The sequence below is a fragment of the Flavobacterium soyangense genome (genome assembly GCF_015277675.1).
Lineage (GTDB): Bacteria > Bacteroidota > Bacteroidia > Flavobacteriales > Flavobacteriaceae > Flavobacterium > Flavobacterium soyangense.
Map to the genome: position 1 here is coordinate 1 of NZ_JADHEC010000089.1, position 1,296 is coordinate 1,296.

Annotated in this window: 4 protein-coding genes; all 4 read right to left on the reverse strand. The window is 38.7% G+C overall.

Translation table 11 applies throughout. The features are described from left to right. Positions 1-36 precede the first annotated feature (36 nt). Positions 37-297, reverse strand: coding sequence for a hypothetical protein (locus tag IR213_RS16080; protein WP_194313296.1), 261 nt, complete (start codon positions 295-297; stop codon positions 37-39). Continuing rightward, on the reverse strand, positions 294-476 hold the full coding sequence (locus tag IR213_RS16085) for a hypothetical protein (protein ID WP_194313297.1): 183 nt from the start codon (positions 474-476) through the stop codon (positions 294-296). Before IR213_RS16085 ends, IR213_RS16080 begins: the two co-directional genes overlap by 4 nt. A gap of 1 nt (position 477) precedes the next feature. Next, complete coding sequence (locus IR213_RS16090) at positions 478-849, reverse strand: hypothetical protein (RefSeq protein WP_194313298.1); 372 nt, start codon at positions 847-849, stop codon at positions 478-480. Next, positions 846-1,296 (reverse strand): hypothetical protein (locus tag IR213_RS16095; protein ID WP_194313299.1); only part of this gene is annotated, 451 nt, incomplete at its 5' end. The genes IR213_RS16090 and IR213_RS16095, both read right to left, overlap by 4 nt.

The window sequence follows — 1,296 nt, forward strand, 5'->3', positions numbered from 1 at the left end:
GATTTTACTGGTTTTTCTTGTGTTTCTGTGTTCATTTTAATTGGTTATTAAATTAATATCTATTACTTTTTGAGTGATGAAGCGGATTTTGCTCTCTAGCTTTGGCGGGCATTTGTAATGCCTTTTGTCGCCTTCCTGATTGTCTTGATTGATTTGGCTCAACAACGAGCCTCGTTCTTGATTGATGCAAATGCGCTCTAATGGCGTGAAACACGCTGTTTTACCAAATGCTTGTTGATTTGAACAGTAGTCCAAAACATCGTGTAAATCTGCCAATCTATTGCCTATATTACTCATACGTTGTAAAAATTATGGTTTCGCAAATCGAAAGTGTCTCGTTCTACTGGCCAATGCTCATCCGGTTCTTTGAGTTTGCGCAAATCGGTTTCGATAACGGTTCGGTTCTCGTGGCTGGGGTTGTCTCGCAACCATTGCTCGAGTTCGGCAATTTTGTTTTTTTGTTGTTGTGGGGTCATTTTAATTAGCATAATACAATGGCGTATGGGTTACTATTAGGTTTGAAAAGTCTTTATTTCGCTTGATTTTTTCCATCAATGCTTTTGGATATATGGCCATTACTTGAGCCGTACAAGCTTTATAATGCGCTTGGAGTTGGTCGGGTTTAGGAGGCACCACATTCACTATTTTTAAGAATTGAAGCTCGCACTTAAGGTGTTCGCGCATAAACCATTGATTTACTTGGGTGTTTGCCAATAGTTGTTGCACTATGCTTGGATATTGGCCATAGTGTTGGCACCATTTCATAATGCTTAATAATAATCTGTCTTCGTATTCTTCAGACGACCACTGTAAATAATCTTGGATTTGATTTTGGGTTGTTGCTTTCATGATGCCTTTTTGTTTTTGATTTCGCTACCGTGAAATAGCATTGCTGTTTGTTCGTTGATTGTTATTGTTCCTCCTGGACATCTGCCTCCGACAAATGCCGTTAAACCTTCGATTCTGAAATAAACGTTACACAGTTTCTTTGCTAATTTTGCCATTGCTGTGGTAGGTTCGTTTTTTTCACTGTGTGCCATTATGATGAATAATACATCAGGATAATCTCTTTTCAGTCTTCGCAATACTGCCGTTTTCAAGTCATCTACATAAGCCGTGGCATTGTCCAGAACTATGATGCGAGCGTTTTGGCGTTTGGTTAGCATCTTATCGATTTCTTCAATTTCCAAATAGTCGTAAAACTTGATTTTGGTGTTTTTGAAATCAATCTTTGCCCTGGATAAATTCTGTTGAAACGTAAATCCGGTTCCCTCTTCCGCCGATACATAATTCAAG

Excerpts from the sequence above, each read along its gene's own strand:
- IR213_RS16080 (WP_194313296.1), bottom strand. The coding sequence starts at position 297 with ATGAGTAATATAGGCAATAGATTGGCAGATTTACACGATGTTTTGGAC.
- IR213_RS16085 (WP_194313297.1), bottom strand. The coding sequence starts at position 476 with ATGACCCCACAACAACAAAAAAACAAAATTGCCGAACTCGAGCAATGG.
- IR213_RS16090 (WP_194313298.1), bottom strand. The coding sequence starts at position 849 with ATGAAAGCAACAACCCAAAATCAAATCCAAGATTATTTACAGTGGTCG.